15 protein-coding genes are annotated in these 16,910 nt (G+C 64.5%); 9 read left to right on the top strand and 6 right to left on the bottom strand.

Features of this window, described 5'->3' with window-relative positions; translation table 11 throughout:
- Window positions 1-25 precede the first annotated feature (25 nt).
- Complete coding sequence (locus ACVJNE_RS17885; RefSeq protein WP_499567746.1) at window positions 26-2,161, top strand: long-chain fatty acid--CoA ligase; 2,136 nt, start codon at window positions 26-28, stop codon at window positions 2,159-2,161.
- Window positions 2,162-2,456: 295 nt separating this feature from the next.
- Here the strand turns inward: ACVJNE_RS17885 and ACVJNE_RS17880 are convergent, their stop codons facing one another.
- Window positions 2,457-2,909 (bottom strand): SRPBCC family protein, encoded by a 453-nt coding sequence (locus tag ACVJNE_RS17880; protein WP_368802072.1) that lies wholly within the window; start codon window positions 2,907-2,909, stop codon window positions 2,457-2,459.
- A 93-nt stretch (window positions 2,910-3,002) separates the two neighbouring features.
- On the opposite strand from ACVJNE_RS17880, the gene ACVJNE_RS17875 reads away from it, so the two are divergent.
- Window positions 3,003-4,802, top strand: a complete 1,800-nt coding sequence (locus tag ACVJNE_RS17875) for an IlvD/Edd family dehydratase (RefSeq protein WP_499567744.1) — start codon at window positions 3,003-3,005, stop codon at window positions 4,800-4,802.
- A gap of 43 nt (window positions 4,803-4,845) precedes the next feature.
- Here ACVJNE_RS17875 and ACVJNE_RS17870 read toward each other — a convergent pair whose 3' ends face one another.
- On the bottom strand, window positions 4,846-5,049 hold the full coding sequence (locus ACVJNE_RS17870; RefSeq protein WP_173187295.1) for a DUF1059 domain-containing protein: 204 nt from the start codon (window positions 5,047-5,049) through the stop codon (window positions 4,846-4,848).
- A gap of 159 nt (window positions 5,050-5,208) precedes the next feature.
- Here ACVJNE_RS17870 and ACVJNE_RS17865 point away from each other — a divergent pair, with 159 nt between their 5' ends.
- Window positions 5,209-5,610, top strand: a complete 402-nt coding sequence (locus ACVJNE_RS17865; protein ID WP_499567742.1) for a hypothetical protein — start codon at window positions 5,209-5,211, stop codon at window positions 5,608-5,610.
- Window positions 5,611-5,617: 7 nt separating this feature from the next.
- On the opposite strand, the gene ACVJNE_RS17860 is transcribed toward ACVJNE_RS17865, so the two are convergent.
- Both ACVJNE_RS17860 and pdxR read right to left on the bottom strand, forming a co-directional pair.
- Entirely contained in the window at window positions 5,618-7,201 is a 1,584-nt protein-coding gene (locus ACVJNE_RS17860; RefSeq protein ID WP_499567796.1) for a trimethylamine methyltransferase family protein, read from the bottom strand.
- Window positions 7,202-7,363: 162 nt separating this feature from the next.
- Window positions 7,364-8,860: a MocR-like pyridoxine biosynthesis transcription factor PdxR gene (gene pdxR / locus ACVJNE_RS17855; protein WP_379015974.1), complete on the bottom strand. Its 1,497-nt coding sequence runs from the start codon at window positions 8,858-8,860 to the stop codon at window positions 7,364-7,366.
- 226 nt (window positions 8,861-9,086) lie between these two features.
- Between pdxR and pgi the strand changes: the two genes are divergently transcribed.
- Together pgi and ACVJNE_RS17845 are read left to right on the top strand one after the other, a co-directional pair.
- A complete protein-coding gene (gene pgi / locus ACVJNE_RS17850; protein WP_499567740.1) occupies window positions 9,087-10,724 on the top strand; it encodes a glucose-6-phosphate isomerase in 1,638 nt (545 codons plus the stop codon).
- Window positions 10,725-10,738: 14 nt separating this feature from the next.
- Window positions 10,739-11,449 carry an HAD family hydrolase gene (locus tag ACVJNE_RS17845; protein WP_499567738.1) on the top strand — a complete coding sequence of 237 codons (711 nt, stop codon included), beginning with the start codon at window positions 10,739-10,741 and terminating at the stop codon, window positions 11,447-11,449.
- Between the two features lie 9 nt (window positions 11,450-11,458).
- Here ACVJNE_RS17845 and paaG read toward each other — a convergent pair whose 3' ends face one another.
- Entirely contained in the window at window positions 11,459-12,259 is an 801-nt protein-coding gene (gene paaG / locus ACVJNE_RS17840) for a 2-(1,2-epoxy-1,2-dihydrophenyl)acetyl-CoA isomerase PaaG (RefSeq protein ID WP_499567736.1), read from the bottom strand.
- 98 nt (window positions 12,260-12,357) lie between these two features.
- The gene (locus ACVJNE_RS17835; RefSeq protein WP_499567734.1) at window positions 12,358-13,518 is read right to left on the bottom strand and encodes an Mrp/NBP35 family ATP-binding protein; all 1,161 of its coding nucleotides are present in this window, start codon (window positions 13,516-13,518) and stop codon (window positions 12,358-12,360) included.
- Window positions 13,519-13,635: 117 nt separating this feature from the next.
- On the opposite strand from ACVJNE_RS17835, the gene ACVJNE_RS17830 reads away from it, so the two are divergent.
- From ACVJNE_RS17830 to ACVJNE_RS17815, 4 genes are all read left to right on the top strand, one after another.
- The gene (locus tag ACVJNE_RS17830; RefSeq protein WP_499567732.1) at window positions 13,636-14,535 is read left to right on the top strand and encodes a LysR family transcriptional regulator; all 900 of its coding nucleotides are present in this window, start codon (window positions 13,636-13,638) and stop codon (window positions 14,533-14,535) included.
- A gap of 138 nt (window positions 14,536-14,673) precedes the next feature.
- On the top strand, window positions 14,674-15,147 hold the full coding sequence (locus ACVJNE_RS17825; protein WP_499567794.1) for a formate dehydrogenase subunit gamma: 474 nt from the start codon (window positions 14,674-14,676) through the stop codon (window positions 15,145-15,147).
- Window positions 15,144-16,700 (top strand): formate dehydrogenase beta subunit, encoded by a 1,557-nt coding sequence (locus ACVJNE_RS17820; protein WP_499567730.1) that lies wholly within the window; start codon window positions 15,144-15,146, stop codon window positions 16,698-16,700. Before ACVJNE_RS17825 ends, ACVJNE_RS17820 begins: the two co-directional genes overlap by 4 nt.
- Entirely contained in the window at window positions 16,697-16,909 is a 213-nt protein-coding gene (locus ACVJNE_RS17815) for a DUF4287 domain-containing protein (protein ID WP_499567728.1), read from the top strand. The genes ACVJNE_RS17820 and ACVJNE_RS17815 overlap by 4 nt, the downstream gene beginning before the upstream one ends.
- Window position 16,910: the final 1 nt, after the last annotated feature.

Raw genomic sequence — 16,910 nt, 5'->3', positions numbered from 1 at the left:
AACAAGAGCTCTCAGGGAGGAACTCGTGGCCAAGACCCCGGCAAAGACTGCTTCCGGCAAAAAGTCGGCAGCAACCAAAACGACCAAGAAGGAGCCGGGTGCGAAGGCCGCCGAGGCGAAGACGACGGCCGCGCCGAAGAAGACCACGACCGACGCGAAGGCCAAGCCGGCGGCAACCAAGACAGCGGCGACAAAGCCTGCTACCGCAAAAGCGCCGGCAAAATCGTCCGCCGCCCAGCCAAAGGCGCCGGCCAAGGCCGCAGCCTCGAAGACGGCGACCGCCAAGGCTCCTGCGAAGGCCGCACCGACGTCGAAGTCTGCTGCGACCAAAGCTCCTGCTGCGAAGGTCACCGCCGACAAGGCAGCTCCGGCTGCCAGGAAGGCGGCTACAAAGCCCAAAGCCAAGGCAGCGGCAAAGGCCGCTCCCGCATCCAAGGCGACATCTGCGAAGACTGCAAAGGCGGCCTCCACGCCAAAGAAGGCCGCATCTGCCAAGGCATCGGCAAAGCCGTGGCTTGCGAGCTATCCCGACGTGGTCAAGCACGAGATCGAGCCGATTGCCGACGCCTCGATCGGCGACATGATGGTCAAGTCGTGCGCGACCTTCGCTGCGCGGCCGGCCTTCACCTCGATGGGCAAGACGCTTACCTTCTCGCAGCTTGAGGAGCATTCGCGCCACCTCGCCGCCTATCTCCAGTCGAAGGGCCTTGCCAAGGGCGCGCGCGTCGCGATCATGATGCCCAACGTGCTGCAATATCCGGTGACGATGATGGCAGTCCTGCGGGCCGGCTACACTGTCGTCAACGTCAATCCGCTCTACACGCCGCGCGAACTCGAGCACCAGCTCAAGGATTCCGGCGCCGAGGCGATCGTCATCCTGGAAAACTTCGCCACCACGCTCCAGACGGTGCTCAAGAACACACCGGTCAAGCACGTGATTGTCGCAGCCATGGGCGACATGCTCGGCCTCAAGGGTTTCATCGTCAATCTCGTCGTGCGCCGGGTAAAGAAGATGGTGCCCGCCTGGTCGCTGCCCGGCCACGTCAAGTTCAACGACGCGCTCAGCCAGGGCAGATCGAAGACCTTCAAGAAGCCCGATGTCGGCCTCGATGACGTTGCGTTCCTGCAATATACCGGCGGCACGACCGGCGTTTCGAAGGGCGCAACGCTGCTGCACAGCAATGTGCTCGCCAACGTTGCCCAGAACGCATTGTGGGTGGAAAGCGCTTATGTGAAGCGGCCGAAGCCGGACCGGCTGATCTATGTCTGCGCGCTGCCGCTCTATCACATCTACGCACTCACCGTGAACGCGCTGATGGGCATGCAGCAGGGGGCCGAGAACATCCTCATCGCAAACCCGCGCGACATCCCCGCCTTCGTGAAGGAACTGCAGAAATATCCGGTCAACGTCTTCCCGGGCCTCAACACGCTGTTCAACGCACTGCTGAACAACGAGGATTTCCAGAAGCTCGACTTCAAACCTCTGCTTCTCACCTTCGGTGGCGGCATGGCCGTGCAGAAGGCGGTCGCCGAGCGCTGGAAGAAGCTGACGGGTATCGTCATATCGGAGGGCTACGGCCTGTCGGAAACGTCACCAGTCGCAACCGCCAACCGATTCGACGCCGACGAATTCTCCGGCACGATCGGCCTGCCGATCCCGTCGACGGAGATCGCCATCCGCGACGAGGACGGCAAGGACGTGCCGCTCGGCGAAGTCGGCGAGATCTGCATCAAGGGCCCTCAGGTCATGGCCGGCTACTGGAATCGTCCTGACGAGACCGCCAAGGTGATGACCAAGGACGGCTTCTTCAAGTCGGGCGATATGGGCTTCATGGACGAGCGCGGCCACGTGAAGATCGTCGACCGCAAGAAGGACATGATCCTGGTCTCCGGCTTCAACGTCTACCCGAATGAGATCGAGGACGTCATTGCCATGCATCCGGGCGTACTCGAGGTGGCGGCGGTCGGCGTGCCCGACGAGAAATCCGGCGAGGTGCCGAAGATCTTCGTCGTGAAGAAGGACCCGAACCTTACCGACAAGGACCTCATCGAGTTCTGCAAGGACAAGCTGACTGGCTACAAGCGGCCCAGACAGGTCGAGTTCCGCACCGAGCTGCCGAAGACCAATGTCGGCAAGATTCTTCGGCGCGAGCTGCGGTAGCCTAGGAGGCGCGCCGTTGGGCAGCGAGGATGGTGCGTCCTTCGAGGCTCGCTGCCGCTCGCACCTCAGGATGAGGAGGCTGGCTCTCTAACCCACTACGTTGCGGGCTCGATGCACCTCAGGATGAGGGAGGCTGGCCCTCGGACCCACAGAGTTGCGGGCTCGATGCGCAAAAGCCCTCATCCTGAGGTGCGAGCCCCCGGGTCTTGCCTCCGGCAAGCCCGAGGACAGGCTCCGCGAGCCTCGAAGGATGCACATCGTCTATGACGGCCGTGGCTTCGCCGGACGCACTCCGTCAGCCGGCGCTTACCTTTTCGTTGAAGTTGGAGAAGAACTGACCCGCCAGCTTCTTCGAGGTCGAGGTGATGAGCCTGCTGCCGAGCTGGGCGATCTTGCCGCCGACATCGGCTTTCGCCTCGTAGCGCAGGATCGTCGCGTCCGGACCATCCTCGGTCAGCGTCACGTCGGCGCCGCCCTTGGCGAAGCCGGCGATGCCGCCTTTGCCTTCGCCCTGGATGGTGTAGGAATGCGGCGGCTTGAGGTTTTTGAGCTCGACCTCGCCGTTGAACTTGGCCTTGATCGGCCCGATCTTGAGGGTCACAACCGCCTCAAGCTCGGTATCGGATTTCTTCTCGAGGCTTTCGCAGCCGGGGATGCTGGCGGCCAGCACCTCGGGGTCGTTCAGCGCTTCCCAGACCTTGCCGATCGGCGCCTCGATCCGCTCTTCGCCTTCGATCGTCATCGCCATGGCTCAAATCCTCCCGGGTGGCTCGCTCACATGTAGCGCAATCGCCTGCGAGCATGCAATAAATGCAGCCTGCTTCAAAAGAGGGAAATGCACATGGCCGGTACAGCCAGGACGAAACTTCGGTCCCAGCAATGGTTCGACAACCCCGCCGACCCGGGCATGACCGCACTCTACATCGAGCGCTATCTCAACTACGGGCTTACCCGCGAGGAGCTTCAGTCCGGCAAGCCGATCATCGGCATCGCACAGACCGGCTCCGACCTGTCGCCCTGCAACCGCCACCACATCGAACTGGCCAAGCGCGTGCGCGACGGCATCACCGCGGCCGGCGGGCTCGCCTTCGAGTTTCCGGTTCATCCGATCCAGGAGACAGGCAAGCGCCCCACCGCCTCGCTCGACCGCAACCTTGCCTATCTCGGCCTGGTCGAGGTGCTCTACGGCTATCCGCTCGATGGCGTTGTGCTCACCATCGGCTGCGACAAGACCACGCCGGCGATGCTGATGGGCGCTGCCACCGTCAACATTCCCGCCATCGCGCTTTCGGTCGGCCCGATGCTCAATGGCTGGCATCGCGGCGAACGCACCGGCTCGGGCACCATCGTCTGGAAGGCCCGAGAAATGCTGGCCGCCGGCGAGATCGACTATAGCGGCTTCATGGACCTCGTCGCCTCGTCGGCCCCTTCCGTCGGTTACTGCAACACGATGGGCACGGCCACGACGATGAACAGCCTCGCCGAGGCGCTGGGCATGCAGCTTCCGGGTTCGGCGGCGATCCCCGCCCCCTACCGCGAGCGTGGCCAGATAGCGTATGAGACCGGCCGACGTGCGGTGGAGATGGTTCATGAGGACCTGAAACCGTCGGACATCATGACCCGCGAGGCGTTCGAGAATGCCATCGTCGTAAACTCCGCCATTGGTGGCTCGACCAACGCGCCGATCCATCTCAATGCCATCGCGCGCCATCTCGGCGTGCCGCTCGACAATGACGACTGGCAAAGTGTCGGCCACCATGTGCCGCTGCTGGTGAATTTGCAGCCGGCCGGCGAATATCTCGGCGAGGATTACCACCATGCTGGCGGTGTGCCGGCTGTAGTGGCCGAGCTGATGAAGGGTAGGCTGCTGCCGCATCCCGATGCGCGCACCGTCAATGGCCGCACCATGGGCGAGAATTGCGGCGAGACGGAAAACCTCGACGAAAAGGTGATCCGATCGGTTTCCGCACCGCTCAAGGAGCATGCCGGCTTCATCAACCTCAAGGGCAACCTGTTCGATTCCGCCATCATGAAGACGAGCGTGATCTCGACGGAATTCCGCGAACGATACCTTTCCAACCCCGAGGATCCGGACGCCTTCGAAGGCAAGGCGATGGTGTTCGACGGACCGGAAGACTATCACGACCGCATAGAGGACTCTGCGCTCGGCATCGACGAAAACACCATTCTGTTCATGCGCGGGACCGGGCCGGTCGGTTATCCGGGTGCGGCGGAAGTCGTGAACATGCAGCCGCCGGCTTATCTCATCAAAAAGGGTGTGCACGCCCTGCCCTGCATCGGCGACGGCCGGCAGTCCGGCACGTCGGGCAGTCCGTCGATCCTCAATGCGTCACCGGAGGCTGCGGTCGGCGGCGGGCTGGCTTTGCTGAAAAGCGGGGACCGCGTGCGGATCGACTTGCGCAAGGGTACGGCCGACATCCTGATTTCGGACGCGGAACTCACCGAGCGCCGCGCGAAACTGGAAGCCAATGGCGGCTACGCCTATCCCGAGCACCAGACGCCGTGGCAGGAAATCCAGCGCGGCATGGTCGACCAGCTCTCAGCCGGCATGGTGCTGAAGCCCGCCGTGAAATACCGGCGGGTCGCGCAGGAAAAAGGCGTGCCGCGAAACAATCACTGAAAGAACGGGGCCGCGCCAGAAGGCACGGTCCCGTATCGGCTTGCTACGCCACCGTCAGAGGTGGCGTGCCCTCATGCATGGCATTCCTGATTTCCTTCCGGAAATCGGGAGTGTCGTGCTCTCCATGCACAGCAACTGCATGCTGAACGGCGGCCTCGACGAGTTCGTCTTCGCCATCGGCCGAGATTGCAACTGTGCATTTCATTTCACTTGGAAATTCGCGGCAGTCTATGTATTTGCGCGCCATGTCGAACCTCCCGGTACCAGGCACAAACCCCGCTTGGGGCGTATTGTACTCCCGTACCGGATGCTCGTCACACGGTTTGCTCTACGCAAAAAAGATGTGCCGTCACATTATTGCGTATAAGTAACCGGTCCCGCTTTTGTGGCTGAACGGAACGTATTCTTGACCAGACGCAATTCATCTCTCGGCTTCTTCGGATTGTTCGGCCGCTCGGAAGACCTGCGCCGGCTGGATGCCGCGCTGCGATCCGTCGACCTTCACCCCGCGCTTGTCCCCGAAGGCGTCAAGCTGACGATCGTCAACCTGATGAAGGATCACTGGCCGGATGCCGAGCCACCACCCGAAGCCTATCCGCCGCTCGCCGGGCTGTTTGCCTATTGCGCGGTAGGCCCGGAGGCGTTTGCAGCCGTCAACGGCACCGACCGCGTGAACGATGTCGAGGCCCGCATCGAACATGCCCTGGACGGCAATGGCGGCATCGATGCCCAACTGGTGTTGCTGGCGCTGCACGCCAAGCTCATGCACCCCGAGATCATAGCGCGCTTCGAGCTGAGCGTCGAATAGCCGGCGCCTACCACCCCATTGCCTTGCGCGGCAGGTAGATGTTGGCGTGGCGGCCCCGAAGCGCGTCGTCGATGTCCCGCGAGACGTGCCGGGGAAAGTGCGTTTCCAGGATGCGCCGCTTCTCGGCGATCGCGCGCTGGAGCATGTCGGGCCTGCCCTTCTCGTTCCATTCCTTCGGGCTGAACCGGTCGGCGATGGCTGGATAGAAATATTCCGTCTGCATCAGCCGCAATGTCTGCTCGTGGCCGAGATAGTGACCCGGCCCGTTGAGGCAGACGTCGGCGATCGAAGCGACCGACAGGCTCGTCTCCGACACCTCGATGCCGCGCACGCAGCGCAGGCACTGGCCGATCATGTCGTTATCGATGATGAGGCTCTCCAGGCAGAAGCCGAGGAGCGAGGCGTGCATGCCAGCCGACTCGTAGACCAGATTGAGCCCAGAAAGGCCCGCCATCACGTCGGTGATGCCCTTCTCGTAACCCGACTGGGCGTCGGGCAGCTTGGAATCGGCCATGCCGGCCGCCGAGCCGCCGGGCAGGTCGTAATATTGCGCCATCTGCGCGCAGGCCGCCGTCAAAAGCGCCTGCTCGCCGGAGCCGCCGGACATCGCGCCGGTGCGCAGGTCCGACACGAAGGGCCAGGTGCCGAATATGCAGGGATGGCCGGGCGCGAGCGCATTGACATAGACGAGGCCTGCCAGCACCTCGGCCACGGCCTGTACCACCGCACCGGCGATGGCAGCCGGAGCCGTCGCGCCCGCCTGCCCTGCCGACAGCAAAAGGATCGGTATGCCACCCTCGACACAGGCTTCAAGCACGCCGCAGGCATCTTCGGCGAACTTCATCGGCGGCACGACGAAGCAGTTTGAGTTGGAGACGAACGGGCGGGCGCGGAAATTCGCTTCGCCGCCAGCGATGGCATAAAGCATGTCGAGCGCTGGCGCGACGTTTTCGCGAACCGTGAAGCTGGTGCCGACATGCTTGGTCGTGCCCATCAGGCAGGCATAGAGCGTGTTCAGGTCGAGATCGGCGGGGTCGACCATGTCGCGCGCCACCATCGGGCGCTGGAAGAAATGGATGTTGTCCATCGCGTCGACGATGCGCGCGGCATCGTAGATGTCCTGCAGCAGCGATTCCCGGTATTCGCGCTTTTCGACATCGACCACATGCACCGCCGCGCCCGCCGTGCCGTAATGCACCCGACTACCCTGTACGACCATGTCGTGCCGCTCATCCTGGCCGTGGAGGGTGAAGTGGCGCGCGGCCTTTGCGATTGTCTCCAGCACCAGCGCGCGCGGAAAGCGAATGCGGCCGTCGGCGCCATGTTGCGCCCCGGCCCGCGTCAGCGCGGCGATACAGCTTGGAATGGCGTTGGCGAAGCCGACCGTTTCGAGGATCGTCAGGACCGCCTCGTGGATCTGGTCCATGTCGTTCCGGTCGAGCGGTTGGTAGCGGCCGCCTTCAAGCCCCGGCCTGACCGGGTTTATGTCCTGCGCAAGGGGCGCTGCCCGCATCGCACGCCGCGCCTCGCGGCCGCCCGAGCGCCTGGAAGCGGGTGCGGCAGCCTGTTGTTCATCGACCGTGACCGGCATCGACAGTTCCCCAACTGGCGTTCGGGCAGCGGGGGCAGCCATCTACGGGCCACTCTTGTCGCTGCGCCTTCAGGAACTATGGCGCGGTCGCGGTTTGCGGGATTGTGCCACCCGATTCGGCGAAGATGAGCCAGCACTGAAATGCTGGCCCAAAGGATCGGATCAGGCGGCGGCCGGCCTGCGACCCGCCGCAGTCGCCAGTTCTCGGATGCCCGGCTCGATGTGCTGCAGCGCAATCGACGAAATGCCCAGCCGCAGGAAGTGCCCGTTCTTCTCGGGTCGGTCGAAGAAGCGTGCGCCCGGCTCGACCAGAACCCCGCGCGCCTCAGCCATCTGGGCCAGCGCGGCGCTGTCCGTGCCGCGCGGACCTTCCAGCCAGAGCGAGGTTCCGCCCGGCGTCTCGCCGAAGCGCCATTCCGGCAGGAAGGCGTCGACGGCATGGGCAAGCCGTTTGCGGCGTTCCGCGAACGCGGCCGACAGCCGGCGCACCAGCGCCTCGTGGTGACCGAGCGAGAGGAATAGCGCCACGGCGCGCTGGTTGTTTGCCGGCGGATGCCGCAGCATGAAGCGGCGCAATGCGCGCAGCTCGGCGATCAGGCCGGCGGACGCGACGATGTAACCGAGCCGCAGGCCCGGCGCGAGCGTCTTGGACATCGATCCGACGTAGACCACCCGCCCGGAACGGTCCATGCCGCGCAGCGCCTGTTGCGGCGCGTCGTCCATGAGCTGGCTGTCATAGCCATCCTCGATGATGATGCGGTCGTGCGCCTCGGCATCGGCCAGCAACTGCCGCCGCCTGGCCTCGCTCAGCGACACCATCGTCGGGCAATGGTGGTTGGGCGTCACGAAGACAAAGTCGCTCTCGCGGGGGATGGCGCCTACATCGATGCCGTCCTTGTCAACCCTGACTGGCGCGACCTCGGCACCTGCAAGCTGGAAGATGGAGCGCGCATCGGGATAGCCCGGATCCTCCATCGCCACCCGCGAACCCTTATTCATCAGAAGCGTGGCCAGCATGTAGAGCGCATTCTGCGCGCCCAGCGTGACGATAATCTCGTCCGGATTGGCGAAGATGCCACGCCGCGGCAGCAGGCGGGCCTGGATCTGCTCGATCAGCAACGGATCGTCACGGTCGACCATGTCGGCCGCCCAGTTGCGGATCTCCAGCACGGCAAGCGCCATGCGGTTGCACTCGCGCCATTCCGCGGTCGGAAACAGCGCCGGGTCGAACTGTCCATAGACGAACGGATAGGACGACTTGATCCAGTTCTCCTGCTTGGTCGGCTCGGGCATGTCGGAGGCTGCGATCTGCCGGCGCGCCTTCCAGTCGATCTTGTCCTGCTGCTCGCGGTTGGGAACCTCGCGCATGCGTCCGGGGGTTGCAAGCACTTCCGGATTTACGAAGTGGCCGCGACGCTCCTTGGCGATGAGAAATCCCTGATCGACGAGCTGCTGGAACGCAAGCACCACCGTGCCGCGCGCAACGCCGAGCTTTTCCGCCAAGATACGGCAAGAGGGCAGCGGCATCGACGCCGCGATCTGCCGATCGAGGATGGCAGCCACGATGGCCTGACGGATCTGCGCCTGAAGCGTCTGGCCGGAATCGGCCGAAATCCTGAACAAGCCGGACCATATGGCCGGATCGGTTCGCGTAGGCATGGCTTCACTCCCGAATGCCGAGAGACTCGACGGTCTCTGGCGCAACGCATTCAAGACTGGGCCAATGACTTAAGCCAATGAAATAAATTGATGATACCAATTTGTGCCACTGATAGATCGGCGCTTGGGCCATTTGCTGCTTGAACGTTCGGCTGCCCAAGGCTTATGAATCCGCGCGCGCCGGCACGACCGGTTGCGGCTGCCCCAAAAGCTGGCGGAGACAGATATGGACAGGACCGGTTTCGACGAGGCGCTCGCCGCGCTCAAGACCCACCACGCCGCGCTGATGCCACTCGACATGCGCGCCGCTTTCACATCCGACCCGAGCCGTTTCGAGGCCTTCTCGCTGCGTCTCGACGACCTGCTCTTCGACTTCTCCAAATGCGCGGTAACGGCGGAAACCCTTGCGCTGCTCGAACAGCTTGCCCGCGCCGCCAAGGTGGAGCAGCGCCGTGCCGCCATGTTTGCCGGCGAAGCGATCAATACTACCGAGGGGCGCGCGGTCCTGCACACCGCCCTGCGCAACCGCTCGGATCGTGCCGTAAAAGTCGACGGTGCCGACGTGATGGGCGACGTGCGCGCCGTACTCGCCGCGATGGCGAAGTTTGCCGACGGCATCCGCTCCGGCACGATCGCCGACGCCACCGGCAGCAAGATCACCGACGTGGTCAATATCGGCATCGGCGGTTCGGACCTGGGACCAGCCATGGCGACGCTGGCGCTCGCGCCCTATCACGACGGCCCGCGTGCGCATTACGTCTCCAATGTCGACGGCGCTCATATCGCCGACACCTTGAGGGGGCTCGACCCCGCCTCGACGCTTTTCATCGTCGCATCGAAGACCTTCACCACCATCGAAACCATGACCAACGCCGAGACAGCCCGGCGGTGGATCGCCTCTGCGCTTGGCGAGGATGCGGTCTCGGCGCATTTCGCGGCCGTTTCGACGGCGCTCGACAAGGTGGCCGCCTTCGGCATCGCTGAAGACCGGGTCTTCGGCTTCTGGGACTGGGTCGGCGGGCGTTATTCGATGTGGTCGGCCATCGGCCTGCCGGTGATGATCGCGATCGGGCCGGAGAATTTCGGCAGGCTGCTCGACGGTGCCAATGCGATGGACCGGCATTTCGAGACCGCTCCGCTGCAGGACAATCTGCCGATGATGCTGGGGCTGGTCGGCTACTGGCATCGCGTCGTCTGCGATTATCCCGCCCGCGCGGTTATTCCCTACGACCAGCGTCTTGCCCGGTTGCCAGCCTATCTCCAGCAGCTCGACATGGAATCGAACGGCAAGGGTGTGACGCTCGACGGGACGCCGGTTTCCACACCCACCGGCCCGCTGGTTTGGGGCGAGCCCGGCACCAACGGCCAGCACGCCTTCTTCCAGCTCCTGCACCAGGGCACGGACGTAATCCCGGTCGAATTTCTCATCGCGGCCGTGGGCCATGAGCCGGCGTTGCGCCACCATCACGATCTGCTCGTCGCCAATTGCTTCGCCCAGTCTGAAGCGTTGATGAAGGGCCGCACGCTGGAAGAGGCGCGCGCTCAGATGCTGGCGAAAGGCATGGCCGCGCAGGAGGTCGAGCGCATCGCGCCGCACCGCGTCTTTTCCGGCAACAGGCCGTCGGTGACGTTGCTCTACCGTACGCTCGATCCTTTCACGCTCGGCAGGCTGATCGCGCTCTACGAGCACCGGGTGTTCGTGGAAGCGCAGCTCTTCAACATCAATGCGTTCGACCAGTGGGGCGTGGAGCTTGGCAAGGAGCTGGCCACGGGGCTTCTGCCTGTCGTGGAAGGCAAGGAGGATGCCGCAGGCCGCGACGCGTCCACCGCCGGCCTCGTGCGACACATGCGCGAACTCCAGTAGCGAAGGCGATCGACTTGGCCGACATCAAGGGCATTCTTTTCGACAAGGACGGCACACTTGTCGATTTCCACGCCACATGGTTCGCCATCGGTGACATTCTCGCCCTGCGAGCGGCGGACGGCGACCGCGACCGCGCCAACGATCTGCTCGACGTTGCGGGCTTCGATTTCACGACGCACAGCTTCCGGCCCGACTCGATCTTCGCCGCCGGCACAAATGCCGATATCGTCAGCCTCTGGTATCCACATCTTGCCAACAGCGCCCGGCATGCGCTGATCGCCGAATTCGATCGCTTCACCACCGAGGAAGGCGCATCCAAGCCAGTCGTGCTGCCAGGCTGCCGGGAAGCGCTTGCCGCCTTGCACGCAACCGGCCGCCAGCTCGGCATCGCAACCAACGATTCCACGGGCGGGGCCGAACGCACGCTGCTTGCGCTGGGGGTCGCGCAAATGTTCGCCGCCACTTACGGATACGACGCCGTAGCCAATCCGAAGCCGGCGCCCGATACCGTCTACGCGTTCTGCGACTTCACCGGCCTGCGGCCTTCGCAGGTAGCCATGGTAGGCGACAACCGCCACGACCTCGAAATGGCAAAGACCGCGGGCGCGGGGCTCGCCGTCGGTGTGCTTTCGGGCACCGGCACGCGCGACTCGCTCAGCCAGCTCGCCGACGTGATTCTCGATTCGGTGGCGGACCTGCCGGAGTACCTGGCTGTACAGGCGTGATAAGGGCGACTAGCTGCTTCTGCGCCCTTTGAAATCCGCTGGCCGCTTCTGCAGGAAGGCGGCAACGCCTTCCTTGTAGTCGTCGGACCAGCCGGCTTCGCGCTGCAAGCTCCGCTCGACCTCGAGTTGCGCATCGAGGTCATTCATTGTCGCGGCCTGGATCGCCTGTTTCGTCAGCGCATAGGCGCGCGTGGGGCCTTTGGCGAAGCTTTCGGCAAGTGCCGTCGCCTCCTCCATCAGCCTGTCATCGTCCACCGCCTTCCAGATCAGCCCCCACTGCGCCGCATCCTCTGCGGAGAGCGGATGCGCCGTCAGCGCCAGTGCCTTGGCGCGGGCTTCGCCGAGATGTTTCGTCAGCCAGTAGGTGCCGCCTGCATCGGGAATGAGACCGATCTTCGAGAAGGCCTGGATGAACTTCGCCGACTTGGCCGCCAGCACGACATCGCAGGCAAGGGCGATGTTGGCGCCTGCGCCCGCAGCCACACCGTTGACGGCGCAGATGACCGGCATTTCCAGCGCCCGCAACTTACGCACCAGTGGGTTGTAGTAGGTCTCCAGCGTCATGCCGAGGTCGGGACTCTCGCCAAGGATCGTCGGATCGCGGTCGGACAGGTCCTGCCCGGCGCAGAAGCCGCGCCCTGCCCCCGTCAATATGATCGCGCCGCAATCCCTGTCGGCCTCGCAGGCCTCCAGCGCGGCGCGCAAAGCCAGGTGCTGGGCCTCATTGAACGCATTCAGCCGTTCGGGCCGGTTCAACGTGATGACGGCATAGCCGTCGCGGCGTTCATGAATGACGGGTGTTTCGGACAAAAGTTCCTCCCTGAATCGCTGGTAACTGGGGCAGTAAGGCAGTAGGGCATTCAAGCTCTTCTCACCCCACTGCCTTACTGCCCTATTCCCTTGATCCCCTACTCGAATACGATTGCCGGCGCTGCCGCTGCAGACGCAGCGCTTGCGGCCTTAACCTGCTCCCAGACCTTGCCGGCGATCTCGCGATAGACCTTCGCCTGCGCGCCCTGCGGGTCGGAGACGACGACCGGCGTGCCGGCGTCGGAGGATTCGCGCACGTCCATCGTCAGCGGCACCTCGCCGAGGAACGGGACACCGAGGCGCTCGGCCTCTCGGCGCGCGCCGCCATGGCCGAAGATGTCGTATCGGTTGCCGGTGTCAGGGGCGAGGAAATAGCTCATGTTCTCGACAATGCCGAGCAGCGGCACATCGACCTTGTGGAACATGTTCAAGCCCTTGCGGGCATCGATCAGGGCGAGGTCCTGCGGTGTTGAGACGATGACCGCGCCCGCGAGCGGCACGGCCTGCGCCATGGTGAGCTGCGCGTCGCCGGTGCCGGGCGGCATGTCGACGACGAGCACGTCGAGCGCGCCCCACTCGACCTCGCGCAGCATCTGGGTCAGCGCCGACATCACCATCGGCCCGCGCCAGATCATCGGCGTCTCCTCGTCGACGAGGAAGCCCATCGACATGACCTTTACGCCATAATTCTCCATCGGTTTAAGGATTTTGCCGTCCACCGTCTGCGGCCTGCCGGAGATGCCGAGAAGCCGCGGCATCGAGGGACCGTATATGTCGGCATCGAGGATGCCGACCTTGAGCCCGTTGGCCGCGAGGCCGAGCGCAAGGTTCACAGCGGTGGTCGACTTGCCGACACCGCCCTTGCCCGATGCGACCGCGATGATCGCCTCGACGCCCGGCACGCCGGCTTTGCCGCGCTGCTTCCCGGCGGGCGCAGCCTGGGCCGGCGCCGGACGCGGTGGCGCGGCCGGCCGGGGCGGTGGTGTCGGCGCCGCTTCCATGCCGCCGCCCTTCTTTTCGGCCGTCAGCGCAACGACGGCGCCCTCGACGCCCGGCATCGCATTCACCGCGCGCTCGGCGGCCGCGCGTAGCGGCTCCAGCGCCTGCGCGCGATCGGCCGGTACGGTGACGGAAAAGAACACCTTGGAATTGGCGATGAAAATGTCGGAGACCAGCCCCAGCGAGACGATGTCGCCCTCGAAATCAGGGCCCTTGATCGTCCTCAGCGTTTCGAGGACTGCTTCCGTGGTCACGGACATGGCGTTTGCTTCCGCTTGTTTCTTTGTGCTGCCCAGATAATGCAGTTTGCATGCGTGGCCAAGGGCAGGCCCATCGTGACTGTGGCGATCCGGCGCTGACGAGACTAATGTCCGCCTATGATCGACAAGCTCGAATTCTTCATTGCGCTGGCGCGCACGCGGCATTTCGGCAAGGCAGCCGAGGAACTTGGCATCACCCAGCCGACGCTTTCGGCCGCGGTCAAGCAACTCGAGGACCAGCTTGGCGTGATGCTGGTGCAGCGCGGATCGCGCTTTCAGGGCCTGACGCCGGAAGGCGAACAGGTGCTTGCCTGGGCGCGGCGCATCACCGGCGATGCCCGCACGATGAAGGAGGAGATGCGCGCGGCCCGCCATGGCCTTTCCGGCCGTCTGCGGATCGCGGCCATTCCGACCGCGCTCGCCATGACGCCGCTTCTGACCACGCCATTCCGCAAGAAGCACCCCGGCGTCACCTTCACCATTCTGTCGCGCACCTCGATCGAGGTGCTGTCGCTGCTCGGCAATTTCGACATCGACGCCGGCATCACCTATCTCGACAACGAGCCGCTTGGCCGCGTGGTCTCGGTGCCGCTTTACGCCGAGCGCTACCAGCTCATCACGGCGGCGGGAACGCCGCTCGCCGACCGGGAACGCGTAACCTGGGCCGAAGTCGCCGAGCTGCCGCTGTGCCTGTTGACCCCCGACATGCAGAACCGCCGCATCATCGACCAGCATCTGGCCGAAGCCGGCACCGAGGCGCGGCCGACGCTGGAATCCAACTCGATGATCGTGCTGTTTTCCCATATCCGCACCGGGAAATGGTCATCGATCATGCCGCTCAACCTCGCGGAAACCTTTGGCTTCTCGGAGCCTATCCGGGCCATACCGATCGTCGAACCCGACGCCCGCCACATCGTCGGCCTCGTGGCGGCCAAGCGCGAGCCGCACACGCCGCTGGTGGCGGCGCTGCTTGACGAGGCGATGACGCTGGCAGGCGATTTCGCCGGACGCCTCTGATCCATGATCCGGGCAGGGTCCGAACGATAGACAACTTCTATCAAACGACGGGACTGCTTTATTGATATTGCCGGTTTCGTCTGTTCTCATAAAGACTTAGCGAATTCCGGCAAGGAACAGGGAGGGCGCTGCAGCGTGATGCAGTCGCAAGGTACCGAAACCGAGGCGCAGGTCGCCGCGATCATCGAGGAACTTAAGGGCCTCGAGGGGCCGCTTCTTCCGATCCTCCACGGCGTTCAGGAAGAGTTCGGCTGCGTGCCGACCGAGGCGCTTCCCGTCATCGCCGAGGCGCTGAACCTCTCCAAAGCAGAGGTGCACGGCGTCGTCACCTTCTATCACGATTATCGCAGCCAGCCTGCCGGCCGGCATGTGCTCAAGCTCTGCCAGGCGGAAGCCTGCCAGTCGATGGGCTCGGACGCGATCGCCACACAGGTCAAGGCCGCGCTCGGCGTCGACTTTCACCAGACGGCGGCGGATGGTTCGGTCACGCTTGAGCCGGTCTATTGCCTCGGCCTCTGCGCCTGCGCGCCAGCCGCCATGCTTGACGGAGAGGTGATCGGACGGCTGGACGCAGACACGGTCGCAGAGATTGCGGCGGAGGTGCGGACGTGACCCCCGTCATCTACATTCCCGGCGATTCGGGCGCGCTGGCGCTCGGCGCGGAGAAGGTCGCGAAGGCCATCGCCGCCGAGCTTGGAGCGCGCGGCGTCGAGGCGACCATCGTGCGCAACGGCTCGCGTGGCCTCTACTGGCTGGAGCCGATGGTCGAGGTGGCGACTGACGCCGGCCGCGTCGCCTATGGTCCGGTGAAGCCATCCGACGTCGCCTCAATGTTCGATGCCGGACTTCTCTCGGGCGGGCAGCATCGGCTATCGCTTGGTAATCCTGAACAGGTACCGTTCCTGGCGAAGCAGACGCGGCTGACCTTTGCGCGCTGCGGCATCACCGACCCGCTTTCGCTGGACGACTACGAGGCCCATGGCGGGCTTGCGGGCCTGAAGAAGGCCGTGGCGATGACGCCGGCCGACATCGTGCAGACGGTGACGGATTCCGGCCTGCGCGGGCGCGGCGGCGCGGGCTTCCCGACAGGTATCAAGTGGAAGACCGTCCACGACACGGTTGCCGAGCGCAAATACATCGTCTGCAACGCCGACGAGGGCGACAGCGCCACCTTCGCCGACCGCATGATCATGGAGGGCGACCCCTTCGTGCTGATCGAGGGCATGGCGATTGCGGGCATCGCCACCGGCGCGACCAAGGGCTTCGTCTATATCCGTTCCGAATACCCGCACGCGATCCGCGCCATGGAGGCGGCGGTCGGCGTCGCGCGGCGCGCCGGTGTTTTGGGGCCCGCCGTTCTCGGGTCGCCCAACGCATTCGACATCGAGATTCGCGCCGGCGCCGGCGCCTATGTCTGCGGCGAAGAGACCTCGCTGCTCAATTCGCTGGAGGGCAAGCGCGGCGTTGTGCGCGCTAAGCCGCCGCTACCGGCCATCCAGGGGCTGTTCGGCAAGCCGACAGTCATCAACAACGTTATCTCGCTCGCCTCGGTGCCGATCATCCTCGACAAGGGCGGCGAATTCTACCGCGACTTCGGCATGGGCCGTTCGCGCGGCACGATCCCGATCCAGATCGCCGGCAATGTGAAGCATGGCGGACTGTTTGAGGCTGGCTTCGGCCTCTCGCTGGGCGAGATCGTCGACGAGATCGGCGGCGGCACGGCCACCGGCCGGCCGGTGAAGGCGGTTCAGGTCGGCGGGCCGCTCGGGGCCTATTTCCCGCGCGACCTGTTCGATACGCCCTTCGACTACGAGGCCTTCGCGGCCAAGGACGGCCTGATCGGTCATGCCGGCATCACCGTCTTCGACGATACGGCCGACATGCTCAAGCAGGCCCGTTTCGCGATGGAGTTCTGCGCCATCGAAAGCTGTGGCAAGTGCACGCCCTGCCGCATCGGTTCGACGCGCGGGGTCGAGACGCTCGACAAGATCGCCGCCGGCATCGAACCGGAAAAGAACCGCGCGCTCGTCACCGACCTCTGCAACACGATGAAGTTCGGGTCGCTCTGCGCGCTGGGCGGCTTCACGCCCTACCCTGTCATGAGCGCCATCAACCATTTCCCGGACGATTTCGCGCCGCAGGCCAAGCTGGAGGCGGCGGAATGAACGAAAAGGTCAAAGGCCCTGCTTCCTATTTTCCGTCGATCGAAAAAACCTATGGCCAGCCGATCGACCATTGGAAGACGCTCATTCAGGAGCGCGTTGGCGCGAAACACATGGAAATCGTGAACTGGCTGAAGAGCGAGCACGGACTCGGCCATGGCCACGCAAACGCACTCGTCGCGCACACGCTGACAGAGAACAAGGACCGCTAGG

The organism is Mesorhizobium sp. DxT, assembly GCF_058448885.1.
Note: the sequence above shows the minus strand (reverse complement) of the source record. Positions and strands in the feature narration are given on the sequence as shown.

Coding starts and splice junctions, on each gene's coding strand:
- ACVJNE_RS17880 (WP_368802072.1), bottom strand. CDS start 2,909: ATGGCGATGACGATCGAAGGCGAAGAGCGGATCGAGGCGCCGATCGGC.
- ACVJNE_RS17875 (WP_499567744.1), top strand. CDS start 3,003: ATGGCCGGTACAGCCAGGACGAAACTTCGGTCCCAGCAATGGTTCGAC.
- ACVJNE_RS17870 (WP_173187295.1), bottom strand. CDS start 5,049: ATGGCGCGCAAATACATAGACTGCCGCGAATTTCCAAGTGAAATGAAA.
- ACVJNE_RS17860 (WP_499567796.1), bottom strand. CDS start 7,201: ATGCCGGTCACGGTCGATGAACAACAGGCTGCCGCACCCGCTTCCAGG.
- pdxR (WP_379015974.1), bottom strand. CDS start 8,860: ATGCCTACGCGAACCGATCCGGCCATATGGTCCGGCTTGTTCAGGATT.
- pgi (WP_499567740.1), top strand. CDS start 9,087: ATGGACAGGACCGGTTTCGACGAGGCGCTCGCCGCGCTCAAGACCCAC.
- ACVJNE_RS17835 (WP_499567734.1), bottom strand. CDS start 13,518: ATGTCCGTGACCACGGAAGCAGTCCTCGAAACGCTGAGGACGATCAAG.
- ACVJNE_RS17830 (WP_499567732.1), top strand. CDS start 13,636: ATGATCGACAAGCTCGAATTCTTCATTGCGCTGGCGCGCACGCGGCAT.
- ACVJNE_RS17825 (WP_499567794.1), top strand. CDS start 14,674: ATGCAGTCGCAAGGTACCGAAACCGAGGCGCAGGTCGCCGCGATCATC.
- ACVJNE_RS17815 (WP_499567728.1), top strand. CDS start 16,697: ATGAACGAAAAGGTCAAAGGCCCTGCTTCCTATTTTCCGTCGATCGAA.